Source organism: Tenacibaculum todarodis (genome assembly GCF_001889045.1).
Taxonomy (GTDB): domain Bacteria; phylum Bacteroidota; class Bacteroidia; order Flavobacteriales; family Flavobacteriaceae; genus Polaribacter; species Polaribacter todarodis.
The window spans coordinates 2029077-2044371 of the sequence record NZ_CP018155.1 but is presented as its reverse complement, the minus strand read 5'-3'; the positions used below and the strand labels follow the sequence as shown (position 1 = coordinate 2044371).

15 protein-coding genes are annotated in these 15295 nt (G+C 30.4%); 5 read left to right on the top strand and 10 right to left on the bottom strand.

Translation table 11 applies throughout. From position 1 onward, the window contains the following. Positions 1-193: 193 nt before the first annotated feature. Positions 194-655: a Na(+)-translocating NADH-quinone reductase subunit F gene (locus LPB136_RS09310; protein WP_072556059.1), complete on the bottom strand. Its 462-nt coding sequence runs from the start codon at positions 653-655 to the stop codon at positions 194-196. A 65-nt stretch (positions 656-720) separates the two neighbouring features. On the opposite strand from LPB136_RS09310, the gene LPB136_RS09305 reads away from it, so the two are divergent. The 3 genes from LPB136_RS09305 to LPB136_RS09295 all read left to right on the top strand — a co-directional run bounded on the left by LPB136_RS09305 (position 721) and on the right by LPB136_RS09295 (position 4545). Beyond that, entirely contained in the window at positions 721-2076 is a 1356-nt protein-coding gene (locus tag LPB136_RS09305) for a DEAD/DEAH box helicase (RefSeq protein WP_072556058.1), read from the top strand. Next, the gene (locus tag LPB136_RS09300; RefSeq protein ID WP_072556057.1) at positions 2076-2438 is read left to right on the top strand and encodes a Na(+)-translocating NADH-quinone reductase subunit F; all 363 of its coding nucleotides are present in this window, start codon (positions 2076-2078) and stop codon (positions 2436-2438) included. Before LPB136_RS09305 ends, LPB136_RS09300 begins: the two co-directional genes overlap by 1 nt. A 166-nt stretch (positions 2439-2604) precedes the next feature. After that, positions 2605-4545, top strand: coding sequence for a thiol-activated cytolysin family protein (locus LPB136_RS09295; protein ID WP_072556056.1), 1941 nt, complete (start codon positions 2605-2607; stop codon positions 4543-4545). Between the two features lie 167 nt (positions 4546-4712). Here LPB136_RS09295 and LPB136_RS09290 read toward each other — a convergent pair whose 3' ends face one another. Together LPB136_RS09290 and LPB136_RS09285 are read right to left on the bottom strand one after the other, a co-directional pair. Next, complete coding sequence (locus LPB136_RS09290; RefSeq protein ID WP_072556055.1) at positions 4713-6053, bottom strand: FG-GAP-like repeat-containing protein; 1341 nt, start codon at positions 6051-6053, stop codon at positions 4713-4715. Between the two features lie 282 nt (positions 6054-6335). Further along, positions 6336-7205 (bottom strand): OmpA/MotB family protein, encoded by an 870-nt coding sequence (locus LPB136_RS09285; RefSeq protein ID WP_335743859.1) that lies wholly within the window; start codon positions 7203-7205, stop codon positions 6336-6338. 116 nt (positions 7206-7321) lie between these two features. On the opposite strand from LPB136_RS09285, the gene LPB136_RS09280 reads away from it, so the two are divergent. Next, entirely contained in the window at positions 7322-8305 is a 984-nt protein-coding gene (locus tag LPB136_RS09280) for an FAD:protein FMN transferase (RefSeq protein ID WP_072556053.1), read from the top strand. On the opposite strand, the gene LPB136_RS09275 is transcribed toward LPB136_RS09280, so the two are convergent. The 7 genes from LPB136_RS09275 to LPB136_RS09245 all read right to left on the bottom strand — a co-directional run bounded on the left by LPB136_RS09275 (position 8302) and on the right by LPB136_RS09245 (position 13410). Further along, the gene (locus tag LPB136_RS09275; protein ID WP_072556052.1) at positions 8302-9072 is read right to left on the bottom strand and encodes a class I SAM-dependent methyltransferase; all 771 of its coding nucleotides are present in this window, start codon (positions 9070-9072) and stop codon (positions 8302-8304) included. The two genes, LPB136_RS09280 and LPB136_RS09275, sit on opposite strands and share 4 nt — an antisense overlap. Continuing rightward, the gene (locus tag LPB136_RS09270; protein WP_237267371.1) at positions 9073-9273 is read right to left on the bottom strand and encodes a GldL-related protein; all 201 of its coding nucleotides are present in this window, start codon (positions 9271-9273) and stop codon (positions 9073-9075) included. After that, positions 9273-10079: a type I methionyl aminopeptidase gene (map, locus tag LPB136_RS09265; RefSeq protein WP_072556050.1), complete on the bottom strand. Its 807-nt coding sequence runs from the start codon at positions 10077-10079 to the stop codon at positions 9273-9275. The genes LPB136_RS09270 and map overlap by 1 nt, the downstream gene beginning before the upstream one ends. A 43-nt stretch (positions 10080-10122) precedes the next feature. Next, positions 10123-10656, bottom strand: coding sequence for a thioredoxin family protein (locus LPB136_RS09260; protein ID WP_072556959.1), 534 nt, complete (start codon positions 10654-10656; stop codon positions 10123-10125). 10 nt (positions 10657-10666) lie between these two features. Beyond that, complete coding sequence (gene gpmI / locus LPB136_RS09255; RefSeq protein ID WP_072556049.1) at positions 10667-12184, bottom strand: 2,3-bisphosphoglycerate-independent phosphoglycerate mutase; 1518 nt, start codon at positions 12182-12184, stop codon at positions 10667-10669. Between the two features lie 80 nt (positions 12185-12264). Beyond that, complete coding sequence (locus LPB136_RS09250; RefSeq protein ID WP_072556048.1) at positions 12265-12528, bottom strand: hypothetical protein; 264 nt, start codon at positions 12526-12528, stop codon at positions 12265-12267. A gap of 114 nt (positions 12529-12642) precedes the next feature. Next, positions 12643-13410 (bottom strand): M48 family metalloprotease, encoded by a 768-nt coding sequence (locus LPB136_RS09245; protein WP_072556047.1) that lies wholly within the window; start codon positions 13408-13410, stop codon positions 12643-12645. A gap of 123 nt (positions 13411-13533) precedes the next feature. Between LPB136_RS09245 and LPB136_RS09240 the strand changes: the two genes are divergently transcribed. Then, positions 13534-15291, top strand: coding sequence for an aromatic amino acid hydroxylase (locus LPB136_RS09240; protein ID WP_072556046.1), 1758 nt, complete (start codon positions 13534-13536; stop codon positions 15289-15291). Positions 15292-15295 lie beyond the last annotated feature (4 nt).

Sequence of the window (15295 nt, the reverse complement as noted above, 5' to 3'; positions counted from 1 at the left end):
ATTAAATAGATATAAACCGATACGAAAGTGTCGGTTTTTTTATGCTTAACATATTAGGAATAGTGCATTGAGCGTAGTCGAAATGTGGGCGTTACCTTGCAGGTCGCGCTTTCACTACTCGCTGTTTCGTTCCTCAACGAGCTTAAACAAACCGTTCAATCGCTAACGCGGGCGTATTTAGTAAAGTAAGAGATTAACTATAAATAACATCAAATTTATAAACAGGATTCCTTTCTTCATATTCAAAAATCTTAGAATAATCCATCACGTTAGCTATGTTGTCTAAAGCACATAAATGAGAAACAACAGCACACAAACCATTAAACAAAGTTTCTTTATCAGTTGGGTTTTTAGGTTTTGGATTGTAATGACAAAGCGGAGTTTTAAATCCGCAGGCTTCCAAAAAAATCTTTTCAGTTTCTAATAATTCCAACGGAGAATACCCATTAAATTTCCTTCCTAAGTTCTCATGAACACGCCCAACATAACTTAGCTCTAAAGAACCATGACTGTTAGACAGATGTTTCCAACTATCAAAATTATCTAATATATTTCCAACAGCACAAGCCGTGCAACATTCCGGATTTAATTCATCATTATGAAACGAATTGTATAATTTAATTAAAGCCTCTTCTAAACGTTTAGGTGTCTTCATTCTTATAGGATTTGCTCACTAAATATACAAAATAATGGTTGTACCTTTGCAAAAATGTTTTTTTGATGACAACTTTTCTAGACTTAGACCTTTCCAAACAATTGCAATATGCAGTAGATGATTTAGGTTTTACCAATCCAACACCAATTCAAGAACAAGCCTTTTCTGTAGTAAGATCTGGAAAAGACGTTGTTGGTATTGCACAAACCGGTACCGGAAAAACATTTGCGTACATGATGCCAATTATTAGAGATTTAGCGTTCTCTAAACAAGTATCTCCGCGCGTATTAGTTTTAGTACCAACAAGAGAATTGGTAATACAAGTTGTAGATGAAATAGAAAAACTATCAAAATATATTAATTTACGTGTTTTAGGAGTTTATGGAGGAACAAACATAAACACACAAAAACAAGCTGTAGCGCAAGGAACCGATATAATTGTTGCAACTCCAGGACGTTTGTATGATTTGGCTTTAAGCAATGTTTTAAAGCTAAAAACAATACAAAAATTAGTTATTGATGAGGTAGATGTAATGTTAGATTTAGGTTTTCGTTTTCAGTTATTAAACATTTTCGATTTGTTACCACAACGAAGACAAAACGTAATGTTCTCAGCAACTATGACGCAAGATGTAGACGAGTTAATTGTAGATTTCTTTAAAAACCCAACAAAAATATCGATTGCAATTAGCGGAACACCGTTAGATAATATTAAGCAAGAATCGTACAATATTGTTAACTTCTACACAAAGGTTAACTTATTAAATTATTTATTACACGATAAAGAAGAATTTAATAAAGTATTGGTTTTTGCACCTAATAAAAGAACAGCAGATAGAATTTTTAATTGTTTAGAAGAATCGTACAATTCAGAAGCTTGTGTTATTCACTCAAACAAAACTCAAAACTATCGTATACGATCTATAAACCAATTTAACGAAGGTAAAAACAGAATTTTAGTTGCTACTGATGTTATGGCACGTGGATTAGATATTGATGAAATTAGCCACGTTATAAACTTCGATACACCGCATTTTCCTGAAAACTACATGCACAGAATTGGTAGAACTGGTAGGGCGGAAAAAGAAGGAAAAACCATCTTATTTTCAACAGAAAAAGAACAAGAAGCTAAAGCCAGAATTGAAGAATTAATGGATTATAAACTTCCATTATTAGAACTTCCAGAAGCGGTAGAAATATCAAAAGAACTTACAGAAGAAGAACGTCCGAAGGAAGAAAGAGAGGTTTCTAAAAACAGAACTTCATTAGAATATGTTCCTGGACCTGCATTTCACGAGAAGAGTGAAAAGAATAGTAAAGTTAATTTAGGAGGTTCTTATAGGCGAGAAATTGCAAAAAAATACAAGAAGCCAAAAACACGTGGCGACAAAAACTACAACAAACGTAACAAGAAAAAGTAATGCAAATTTTAACGGAACAAGAATTGCACAACTTAGCAATGAATATTGTTGGTAAGAGATTGCAAGAAATGGGTTATGAGTTTCAGGCAATTAATAGTCAGTTAAAAAGACATCCGCAATTTGTATTATTTAAAAAAGGCGAACCTACTATTTTTGTCTTAGTAAAAGCAACTCAAAATATTCAAAATCCAGAAGAATACGATGTTTTATGGATGGAAACCTTTAAAGAACACGCCAAAAAGCAAAACGCAAAAGTATGGTTTGCCGGCGTTGGTTTAGCAAATGCAGAAAGTGTAGAAAATCCAGTTTTTAAAGACCAGCCGTATTATGTAGCCTTTGAAGATTTTATAAAGATCCTTTAAGTTTTTACTCTTGTTTAATGAACAAAAATCTTTATTTGTTCAAAACTCCTTTCATTTTATAGATTTTTAAAATTAAGTGTTTTCCCCTAATTTTAAAAAGTGTTATTCATAATTATATGTAAATCAGTATATTGTATATTTATTGTACACTTTAAATGATTTAATTATGAAAAATTTACTATCCGTTATTTTAATTTTATTTCTTGCTATTGGAGCAAATGCGCAAATAAAAAAAGTAAATACTAAAAAGAAGCCTTTGAAGATAAAGGTTAATAAAGATAAAAAGTTACAATTAATTAAACTTAAAAAATCAAATCTTGTTTTTTTGAAAGAATTTAAAGTTAAAGATAACTTTACAAGTAACTCCGATACTTATGGTGAAAGGAGGATCAAAATTATTTCAACAGACTATGAGGATAAAGTTAAAACAAAAGTAACAGATGTAGGTTCTAAAGAAATTGAAGAAGGCTTTGAGTGTGTAAACCAATCTATAACTATTGATGCAAATAGCAGTTCTTTCAAAGAGTTTACTACACAAGGTATAGCAGATTGGATTAAGCCTGGAGTGCTTCTTAATGTTGTCGATTATTTAGATTTTAACAGGAAGGCAATTACTTTACCAAGACAACCAATAAATATTTCTACTAATTTATCTAAAAGTGGAAGTTCTATTCAAACTATAGAAAATCCAGAAAAAAATAGTGAAATGCAAGAAGCTGTTAATAAATTAAAAAGAAATGGAAATGTAGCTTCAAATTTTACTTTTGATTATTCTGAAGTACACAACATAGATCAGCTAAGTTTTGATGTTTTTGGTGAATACAGAAACAATTTATTAGGTTTAGAAACTAGTGTCGGTTTTAGTAGTGATAAAAGAAAAGAAAGGCATTATTATAAAGTAGAGTTATTTCAAAATATGTTTAGTATTAGTGTTGATGCGTTAAATGCTGAACAACTTTTTGAGGAGAAACCTACAAATATTAATATGAAAGATTTAATGTATGTTTCTAAAGTTAACTATGGAAGACGTGTTATTATTATTCTTGAATCTAAATTTAAATTAAGTTCAAAAGAAGTAGAGTTAGAATCACAAATCAATAGGTTACTTCAAGGAGGAGAGATGAGCTATGGTTTTGAGCGTTTAAAAGTAAATCAAAACTTAAATATCAAAGCTTTTTTCTATGGAGGAACTACTGGAGATGACTTTAGAGCTTTGGGTAATTTAATTGAATCAGGAACTCTTAATGTAAACGAAACACTTAAAAGTTATTTTAATAGTTTACAATCAAATTCTGAGGAAGCATTACCTATAAGTTATGAATTAAGAAATTTAAATAATGATAGATTGGGAATGGAAAGTGCATTTACTCAGAATATTAGAACATGTACTCCGAAATTAACTGAAAATTTAAAATTAAAAGTTACACTGACAGGTATTCAAAACATCCATACAAGAGATTCTAAAACCAAAGCTGATAAGTATGGCCTACAACAGTATATTGATTTTAAGTTAAAGAGAGGAGAAATCACTGATTTAACTATGAACAAACAAAGCATTAAAGAAAGAGCTGAATATCGTAGGTTCTCAAATAGAATTGGTGTTAAAAATGAAGATGGAAAAATACATGTAAATCAAGTTATTAATGGGAGTAAAAACAACATAATTTCTGTACAAGAAAACAAAGTAGATAACCCTTCTAATATTAACAATTCTCTAACTTTTACAATTACACCATCACTTTTTAAAGAGGATGTAAATTCACAGTTTAGAGTTTATTCTTGGTTAAAAGAATACACACATAGAAAAAGAGGAGCAAAGAAAGATGTAAATCCAACTGTACTTGTAAATTGGGAATATATTGATGTAGACTTAAAAGTAGTTATTCAGTATTTATTAAATCCGAATTCAGGGATGATTTTTGATAAAGCGTATCATGATAAGAGGTTGATAGATGATGGAGGATACATGTATTCGGGCGCTGAGAATGTTATTATGCCTTTAAAAAAAGCAAATGATGCAACTTCATTGATTGGTCCAATAAGATTGAATAAGTCTGGAACAAACGCAACAGCTATAGCTTGGTATAGATTTGAGTTGGTAGATTAAATTTAAAAATTTATATAAAAAACAAAACAACCAAGTATAATATTTGGTTGTTTTGTTTTTTAATGATCTACCGTATTACATAGCTTTGGATGATTTTTTTAAGATTTTGGAGTAGATTTCACTAATGTGTTTTAGCAAAACAGCATAATAACTATAAATCTTGTTATTTACTTACTGCTTTTTAGTACTTTAAATATGGTGTTGTCAATTTGAACAAGGTATAATCCATCACTCCAATTAGTTGTAACAATAAATTTAGGTACTTCATTGTTTTTGTAAACTAATCTTCCTTGAATATCTAATATTTTAATGGTTAAATTTTTACTGTTTTGTAAATTCGTAATAGTTAAAACATCTTTTACAGGATTTGGAAAAAATTTAAATCTGGGGCTTTCTTCATCTTGCAAATTAAGAGTTATTAATTCATTTTCAATTATTCCTAATCGTTTTGTATCAAAATTACTGTGTGCATACCAAACAATGTCGTTGTCAGAATCATTATCTAAGTCACCTCCCGTTACATAGGAATATTCGTATGTAGAATCAATAAGGTTTGGTGTGCTTAAATTACCATTTCCATCATTAGTTCTATACCTAATTTCCTGTGGTGATATTGGAGTATAGATAACTTCAGAAAAAGTATCAGCATCTAGATTTATAAATTTAAAAGAAGGGTTTTGTACTACTCCAACATTAAAATTATTGGACTGAAAAAGGCTAAAATTACCAACACCATCATTCTTTAATGTTTTTATATTACCAGATTGCGAATTATCTCTATAAAAAACATCAAAATCTCCATCATTATCTATATCATGTGTTTCTAACAAAGCATGTAGTTCATTCGTAATTATTTGAGATGTAAAAGTAAGATCTTGATTATTTGTGTAAAGTTGAAGACCAAATGCTGAATTCACAAAGAAATCTACAAAACCATCATTGTTATAATCTTTTACAACTAAGTTATAGTATTCACTATTATTTGCTACACTTATTTGGTTTGAAAAAACACCATCTGTGTTTAAGTATATAGATACATCTATTTCGTGAGCACTAATTATATCTAGGTCTCCATCATTATCTAGATCTGCAAACATACTTCTTGATATACCAGCAGGAATATTTTCATCTATAATGGTTTCTTCCCAATTTGTACCATCACTCATGTTTTTAAATACATGTATTTTTGATAAGTCAGCGCTATTTGATACTAAAAGGTCTTCTAAACCATTTCCATCTATATCTGCATAATCTATATAAACAGGTTTGTTCATAGAATTTGTTATTGCAGGCATTTCAGTAAAATTGAGATTTTCATTTTTGTACCATATAATCGAGTTGTTACTGTATGAAACAATAATATCTTTTTGATTATCATTATTTAAATCAATAATTTTGATGTTTTTTATATGTTCAAGGTCATCATCATCAATAACAACAGGTTGCCTAAATTGACAAAAAGATACATTAGAAGCTATAATAAGTATGAATAATATTATCCCTTTCATGTTTATTATTTTAATTACTACCTATTTAGTAAAATTCCTTATTTTCAATATTGTAAAATTAGTAAGGATTCCTAACATAAACAAATTATTTTATACCTAGTTTACTTTTTGTTTAAATTCTGAAGTGATTTTATAAATGATATGTGTTGATTAAACAACACATGTTAAAAATTAGTGAGCTTATTCTTTTTTAATGTGAAAATTATAGCGGATAAACTACTTGTAAATTGAAAAAAAACCTCGCAGATTGCGAGGTTTTAAATTATATAAAATAGCTAAAAACTACTCAGGTTTTTGCTCTAAAATATCAAAGAATTCTTCTAGTTTAGGTAAGATAACAATACGTGTTCTACGGTTTGTTGCTCTTCCTTCTACAGTATCATTACTTTCTAAAGGAACATACTCGCTACGTCCAGCAGCAATTAAACGTTTAGGATCAATGCTAAAATCGTTTTGTAAAACTCTAACTACAGAAGTAGCACGATTTACACTTAAATCCCAGTTGTCTTTTGCGTTAGCTGAAGAAATTGGCACATTATCTGTATAACCTTCAACTTGTACTTCCATTTCTGGTCTAGATGCAACTACTTTTGCAACTTTTCCTAAAACTGCTTTTGCTTTCTCAGAAACGGTAGAACTACCACTTCTAAATAATAATTTATCAGCTATAGAAATATAAACTACCGTTTTTTCAACATCAATTTGTATGTCTTGATCTTGAATACCTGCGTCTAATTCTTTCTTTAAGTGAAATGCAACCGCTAAATTAATAGAGTCCTTTTTAGTCATTGCACTTCTAATACCGTTAATGTATTTATCTTTTTCGCTAAGTTGAGAAACAACTTCTTTAATGTTATCACTTGCAGATTGTGTTAAAACCGTTAAGTTTTCTACTTGTTTTAAAGATTGCGCTTTATCAATTTTTAAATCTTTAATCTGATTTTCTAATAATTCAACTTTCCCTTCAAGACCAGATACATTAGAGGTTCCAGCGTTCTTTTCAATCAAGCACTTTTGTAAATTGGCTTTTACATCTACTAATTCTTGCTGGCTACTAGTTAATCTAGATTGTAATGCAGCATATTCTTTGTTAGATTTACAAGAACTCATTAAAACTGCAACCGCAATAAATAAAATTGTTTTTTTCATCATTTATACTAATTAACGTGAATAACAAAGTTAAAAAAAGCAAAGCACAAAAAAGACAAAAGAGCATAGTTTTATGAGCATTTTATGATTTATCTTTGCTAAGCACAATTAAAACTAAAATGAAAAACACGTATTTAGTATTTCTTCTTTCTTGTATTTTTCTTCTTTCTTGTAAGGATAAACATCATTTAGATTCGGTAAAAATTAGTGGTAATGTCTTTGGAACTACCTATAACATAACGTATTTAAATACTAATGTGAGTTATCAAAAATCAATAGATAGTTTGTTTTTATTGGTTAATAAATCGTTGTCTACTTATATACCAACTTCAGATATTTCAAAAATTAATGCTGGTGATTCTACCATTGTTATTGATGAATTTTTTACTGAGGTTTTTCATAAATCGATTAAAATCCACAAAGAAACTAACGGTTATTTTGATCCAACTGTAGGTAATTTGGTAAATGCTTGGGGTTTTGGGCCTAAAAATGAAAAGAAGAATTTAGATAGTTTACAAGTTACAAAGATGATGCAGCTTGTAGGTTTGGATAAAGTTTCTTTGGTTGAAGGTAAAATTAAAAAAGAAACTCCTGAAATTTATTTAGATTTTAACTCAATTGCAAAAGGATATGGAATTGATGTAATTGGACGCTTTTTTGAAAGTAAAAACTTACATAATTATCTAATTGAAATTGGTGGAGAGATTAGAGCTAGAGGTAAAAATGCTAAAAACAAAATCTGGAGAGTAGCAATTGACAATCCTAATACAGATGGAACAAGAAGTTTTGCAGATGTTGTAGCTTTGGATAATCAATCCATGGCAAGTTCGGGTAACTATAGGAAATTTAGACTTACAGAAAATGGACAGAAATATGTACACACTGTAAATCCAAAAACGGGTTTTGCTACAGAAAGCAATTTATTAAGTGCAACGGTTTACGCTCCTTTAGATTGTGCAGATGTGGATGCGTATGCAACTGCATTTATGGCAATGGGGCTTGAAAAAACTAAAGAATTTTTAGAAGAACACAAGGAAGTTAAAGCCATTTTAATGTATGTAAATAAAAATGGAGATTTAGTTGAATATAAAAATAACAACTAAAGCTTATAACAAACTGGCAAAATTTCACCTTTCATTAATGCAAATCGTTTTAGTAAATCTGGAGCGATTTTTTTTGTGTAATCAATTTCATCAACTTTAAAACCTATTGACCTGAGCTTGTCAAAATAATCGCTGCCATAAACTCTTACATGATCGTATTGCCCAAATATTTTTGCACGTTCTTTAGGATCTGTAATAGAATTATCTTCAAAAGTTTCTGCTCTATTTATGTCTTGTGGAATCTGAAAAATCCCCATTCCATTCGGTTTTAAAACACGATATAATTCTTGCATTGCTTTTGTGTCGTCCGGAATATGTTCTAAAACATGATTGCAAAAAACAATATCAAATTCGTTGTCTTTAAAAGGTAAATCGCAAATATCTGCTTTTACATCTGCTATTGGAGATTCTAAGTCAGACGTTATATATTCTAGGTTTTTTTGTTTTCTAAAAATATCTAAAAAGCATTGCTCAGGTGCAATATGTAATACTTTTTGTTTTTCTATTGCAGTAAAAAAAGAAGTTTCATCTTTTAAAAACAACCACATTAATCGATGTCTTTCTAATGATAAAGTCGAAGGAGAAAGTGCGTTTTCTCTTTGCTTTCCGTAACCATAAGGTAAAAACTTTTTGAATGATTTACCATCAATAGGATCCGTATAATTATCACCTTTTAACCACCAAGCAATTGTAGGGCGAACCCAATAACTCATTTTTATTAGAAATGGTCTTGGTATGGTATTTAATATGGTTTTGAATAAAGACATTTATTGATTTAAAATATCTTTATAGTTCTTGTTAGTTAGCAATTTCCAAATTAATAGGATTGCAGAAATGATTTTTAAAAATGTACCAACTGTTAATAATTCTGATGCAAATTGCCAATGTAAAATTTTAAAAAGTGCACCTAAAACAATTAATATAAACCCTAATATAAATATGATAATTATATGTTTATACTTCATCATTATACGTTTCTAAACTCATCTTCTTCATTAGAAGTAATTCCTAATGCGTCATAAATATATTTAAAGGTAGAAAGTAATTCTGGTTTTCCGTTTACAATAGCAACATCATGTTCAAAATGAGCAGAAGGTTTGTTGTCTAACGTAGTAATTGTCCAACCATCATTATGTTGTCTAATTTTTTGAGTTCCTAAGTTTATCATAGGTTCAATAGCAACCACCATTCCTTCTATAAACTTTTTACCACGACCACGTTTACCATAGTTTGGCATTTCTGGGTCTTCATGCATTGTAGTTCCAAGTCCATGACCAACTAATTCTCTAACAACTCCGTAACCGTGTTTTTCACAGTAATTCTGAATTGCAAAACCAACATCACCAACACGATTACCAACTTTTAATTGTCTTATACCTTCGTATAAACTTTGTTTGGTAACGTCAAGTAATTTTTGAGTTTCTGCAGCAATTTCTCCAACAGCAAAAGTATATGCATGATCTCCGTAAAAACCGTTCTTAATAGCACCACAATCTATAGAAATAATATCTCCTTCAATTAATGGTTTGTCATTCGGAATTCCATGTACTACTTGAGAATTTGGACTCATACAAAGTGTATTAGGAAAATCATACAAACCTAAAAAACCAGGAATTGCATCTTGCTCTCTAATAAAATCTTCTGCTAATTTGTCTAAATATAAGGTAGTAACTCCGGGTTTAACTTCTTTTGCAAGCATTCCTAAAGTTCTTGAAACCACTAATGCACTTTCTCGCATTAATTCGATTTCTTCACTTGTTTTTACTTTTATCATTTTGAAAAAATTGAAAGGCAAAGATACTGTATTTTAAGATATTTTACTTTGCGTACGAATGTTTATAATCTTGTCCAGAAACTATCTTTAAAATATCTTTTTCTATAGTTTCTCTAGGATATTCTACAAAACGACCAATTTCTTTTCCTTTTTTATAAAAAATGAAAGTCGGTACTTTAATAATATCTAAACCTTCTTGTAAGTTATCTGGAGTTTTTTTAGAACGATTTACTGTTGCTAATTCAACTTTATCTTGATTAAAACCAACTTGGTCTAAAATCTTATAAAATTTAGGTGTTTCTCTTTTACTATCTCCACACCAAGTTCCCATAAAACCTTTTATAGTAACTCCTTTTAGATTCTTTTTAATTTCTGAAACAACTGTAGCATCTGGTGTAAAATTATCGTAGTTTCTATTAAACCAAGAACTATATGGCGCTTGATTAAAAGATTCTTTATTAGCTAAACCAACAAGGTTTCCTTTTGCATTTTTCTCTGCATTAATAACTGGTTTTTTGGTTGTTTCGCATGCAGTTAAGCAAATTATAAATGCGAAAAGAATACTAAGTTTTTTCATGTTTAATGTTTTATACAAGTGAATTTTGTGTCATTTCTTCTGGCTTTTCAACTCCCATTAAATGAAGAATTGTTGGCGCAATATCGCCCAATATACCACTTTTAACTGATTTTATTTCTTTATCAATTAAAACAAAAGGAACAGGATTTGTTGTGTGTGCTGTATGTGGGGAACCATCTGGATTCATCATAGTTTCACAATTTCCATGATCTGCTATTAATAAAATTGAATAGTCATTTCTTAAACCAGTTTCAATAACTTCTTTAGCGCATTCGTCTACAGCTTCACAAGCTTTAATGGCTGCTTCCATAATTCCTGTATGCCCAACCATATCTCCGTTTGCAAAATTTAAACAAACAAAATCGGTTTCTCCTTTTTCTAAATCTTCACAAAGAGCATCTGTTAATTCATACGCAGACATTTCTGGTTTTAAATCATACGTAGCAACTTTTGGAGAGTTTCTTAAAATTCTAGATTCACCTTTAAAAGGCTCTTCTTGTCCTCCAGAAAAGAAAAATGTAACGTGTGGATATTTCTCTGTTTCAGCAATTCTAATTTGCTTTTTTCCAGCTTTTGATAAAACTTCACCTAACGTATTTTTAATATTATCTGTATTATAAATAACGTTTATCCCTTCAAAACTTGCGTCATATAAAGTTATAGTTGTGTAATAAAGGTCTAATTTTTTCATTCCAAATTCAGGAAAATCGTTTTGAGACAACGCATTTGTTAATTCTCTTCCTCTATCTGTTCTATAGTTGAAGAACAGCACAACATCTCCTTCTTTAATTTGTGATTTTGGTGAACCATCTTTATTAGTTACAATTATTGGTTTGTGAAATTCATCTGTAATACCAGCTTCGTAATTTGCTTTTACAGCATCAATTGCATTCTCAGTTTTTGTTCCAATTCCATTAACAAGACCATCATAAGCTTCTTTTATACGTTCCCATCTATTGTCTCTATCCATTGCGTAATAACGACCTGTTACTGTTGCAATTTCACCTGTACTTTTATCCATATGTTCTTGCACTTCATTTAAGAAATAAGGTGCCGATTTTGGATCACAATCTCTACCGTCTGTAAATGCGTGTAAAAACACATTGTCTACTTCATTTTCTTTAGCAACATCTAACAATCCTTTTAAGTGATTAATGTGTGCATGAATTCCTCCATTAGAAACTAATCCTAATAAATGAACGGTTTTGTTATGCTCTTTTGCGTATTTAAAAGTGTCTAATAAAACTTTTTCTTTTCCTAAAGTTTTTTCTTTTACGGCTTTATTGATACGTGCTAAATTCTGATACACAATTCTACCCGCACCTAAATTCATATGACCAACTTCTGAGTTACCCATTTGTCCTTCGGGTAAACCAACATGTTCTCCGTCTGTACGTAATTCCGCATTTGGGTATTTGTCATACAAAGAGTTAATGTAAGGCGTTTTGGCGTTATAAATTGCTGATACTTTTGGATCTTGGGTAATTCCCCAACCATCCAATATCATAAGTATTACTTTTTTGTTCATCAGAATAAGTTTGAACAGTAAAAATACAAAAGATTTTAAGGAGATTTTTAAAAATCTACGAAACCGTTAACTTTACAGTTTTAATACTTGTGGAATGCGAAAAAGTAAATAAATACACATAGTAGAACAATAAAAATAATACTATTTTTAACTAGTGTCTTTTTGTTTTCTTCTTGTAGTTTCTCTTTGATAATAGTAAGCTGTTTTTTTGATGCTTTTTTATCAAAATGAAGTTTTCCAGAAAGACCACCAGTATTTTTTAATTTCTTAAAAGCACTAGTTCTTTCACGTTTATTACTTTTTAAACTCGATATCATCGCAGAAACTGAACCACCAAAACTCATAGCAAATAAATTTAAAGTTACATCTATGTGTCGCTAAAACTCAACAAATGTTACAATAAAAAAATGCTTTCAGTTTTTCTGAAAGCATTTTTAGTGAAGTTTTATATTTAAAAATTAACGCCTATATTTTGCAATAGCTTCGTTGATTTTTTCAATTCTATTTTCTGGATCTGGATGCGAGCTTTGAAATTCTGGAACTCTATTTGGTCCAGCTGCGGCTTTTAAAATTTCCATAACCCCAATTAATTCTTCAGGATTGTAACCTGCGTCAATCATTAGTTTTACACCTAATTCATCACTTTCTAACTCATCTCCACGCCCGTTTTTAAGTAAGGTTTGTTGCCCAATTCCGTTGGCCAAACTCCCTAAATCTGCACCAACAGAAGCGCCCATTGTTAAGAGTTTCCAGAAATTTGCATCTGTAATTCTTTCATTGGAATGTTTACCTAAAACATGCCCAATTTCGTGCCCTAAAACACCGGCTAATTGATCTTCATTTTTCAATTTAGAAAATAATGCGTAGGTAATAAAACATTGTCCACCAGGTAATGCAAAAGCGTTTATTGCTTGGTCGTCACGCAGTAAATGGAATTCATATTTATAGCCAGAGTTTTTGGCAATTGTATTATTTATTAATTTTGCACCAACTTGGTCTACTAATTTCTGTGCATTATCATTTGGATATAAACCACCATGTTGCTGTGCCATAGATGGCGCTTGTTGCAAGCCAATAGCTATTTCTTGATCTACAGATAAACTAACTGCTTGTGTTTTTCCAGTATATTTATTTACTTCCTGTTGACTACACTTTTTTAAATAGGCAAATGCTACAATTGCCACACCTATTAATAAACGTATTTTAAATCCGCTACTTTTTCTCATTATTACTTTGATTTCTTGTTGTTTGCGTAAATATACAAAATCTGTATATTTTTTAACACCTTAAATTAAAGTATTGAATTGTAAAATTCGTAATTTTACAAGGTAAAATTTATTATATTTTTAATGAAAACTCATTTTGAACTTAACCAGGTTACCAAGAAATTACCAAAACATTTACACAAGTTTGTGGTAAAACAACCATATGACGAATATACTGCGCAAAACCAAGCTGTTTGGCGTTATGTAATGCGTATGAATGTAGATTACTTGAGCAAAGTAGCGCACAAATCATATACAGTAGGTTTAGAAAAAACAGGTATTTCTGTTGAATCTATTCCTAAAATGGAAGGAATGAATAGAATTTTACAAGATATTGGTTGGGCTGCAGTTTCTGTTGATGGCTTTATTCCGCCGAACGCATTTATGGAATTTCAAGCATACAATGTACTGGTTATTGCTTCAGATATGAGAACAATAAATCATATAGAATACACGCCTGCGCCAGATATTATACATGAAGCTGCAGGTCATGCGCCAATTATAGGGAATCCTGAATATGCCGAATATTTAAGACGATTTGGAGAAATTGGAAGCAAAGCAATATCTTCTGCCAAAGATTATGAAATGTATGAAGCAGTAAGATTATTGTCTATTCTGAAGGAAAATCCTAATTCAGATGAAAAAGAAATTGCGGAAGCACAAGAAAAAGTAGAGTGGTTGCAAGATAATATGGGCGAATTATCTGAAATGGCTCAAATAAGAAACTTGCATTGGTGGACGGTTGAATATGGTTTAATAGGAACACTTGAAGAACCAAAAATATACGGAGCAGGTTTGTTATCTTCTATCGGAGAAAGTGCTTGGTGTATGAAAGATGAGGTGAAAAAAATACCGTATTCTTTAGAAGCTTCAAACATCAATTTTGACATTACAAAACCGCAACCTCAGTTGTTTGTAACACCAGATTTTGCACATTTAAGTTTAGTTTTAGAACAATATGCAAACACCATGGGAATTAGAACTGGTGGAACAAAAGGTGTTCAGAAGTTAATTAACTCTAAGAATTTAGGTACAATTGAATTAAGTACTGGTTTACAAATTTCAGGTGTTTTTACAAATGTTATTAAAGATGAAGATGGTAAGGCAATTTATGTGCAAACCACTGGAAAAACAGCTTTAGCTAATAGAGATAAAGAACTAATTGGTCACGGAACTGCATATCATGCAGAAGGTTTTGGAAGTCCAATAGGTATGTTAAAAGGAATAAATATTCCTATTGAACATATGAGTCCTAGAGATTTAGGAGCTTATCAAATTCATGAAGGAAAAAGAATAACTCTAGAATTTGTTGGCGGCATAAAAGTTGAAGGTGAAGTAATAACAGGAACAAGAGATTTACGAGGTAGAATTCAATTAATTTCTTTTAAAGATTGTACTGTTACGCATAAAGATACTGTGTTGTTTCAACCAGAATGGGGAGTTTATGACATGGCTGTTGGTAAGGAAATTAAATCGGCATACTCAGGAACGGCAGATTTAAATTCTTTTGTAGATAGTAGTAAAATTTCTGAAACGAAAACACATAAAATCAAGTATTCTGACTTTGAAAAAGGATTGTATGAATTGTATGCTGAAGTAAGAAATATGAGAGAAAATGTTGAGGTTTCAGAAGAAAAAATTAAAGTTATATTTGCTACTTTGCAAACCACTTATAAAAGCGATTGGTTATTACCTTTAGAATTATACGAATTAGCTGTCGAAAATAATTTTAGTACACAATCAGAAATTTTAAAGTATTTGGGAGATTTGCAAGAAAATACAACATATAAAAAATTAATACAAAACGGATTGGATTTATTAAAAATCAATCAATATTCATAAAAAA